This is a genomic window from Paraburkholderia sp. SIMBA_053 (genome assembly GCF_046534895.1).
Classification (GTDB): domain Bacteria; phylum Pseudomonadota; class Gammaproteobacteria; order Burkholderiales; family Burkholderiaceae; genus Paraburkholderia; species Paraburkholderia caledonica.
On the sequence record NZ_JAWRXU010000265.1, the window covers coordinates 1 to 344 of the forward strand.

Below are 344 nucleotides of genomic sequence, written 5' to 3' on the forward strand. Positions count from 1 at the left end.
GGGCTTCTGCATAACACGGTTTCAGTCCCAGTGCATTTCGATAAGCCGTCTCAGCCTCGGCGTAACGCCCCGTTTTGCTGAGCACGATGCCCAAGTTGTTGTGCCCTTCCGCATGATCGGGGTTCAATTGCAGAGCTCGGCGAAAGGCGGCTTCCGCTTCGAGCAGCCGCCCTGTTTCACTTAGAGCCTGGCCCAAATTACTGTAGGCTTCGCCAGAGTCGGGCCGCAGTTGCGCGACACGTCGAAAGGACGCTTGCGCCTCAGAAAACCGTTGTGTTTGAGCTAAGAGAATACCTAGCCGGTTATGCGCTTCGGCGAAATCAGGATTCAGCCCCAGCGCTTCC

At 57.3% G+C, this 344-nt stretch carries 1 protein-coding gene; it reads right to left on the reverse strand.

The window, feature by feature from the left end; genetic code table 11:
* Positions 1-344: tetratricopeptide repeat protein (locus tag SB753_RS35560; RefSeq protein ID WP_410804773.1), on the reverse strand; the 344-nt coding region annotated here is incomplete at both ends.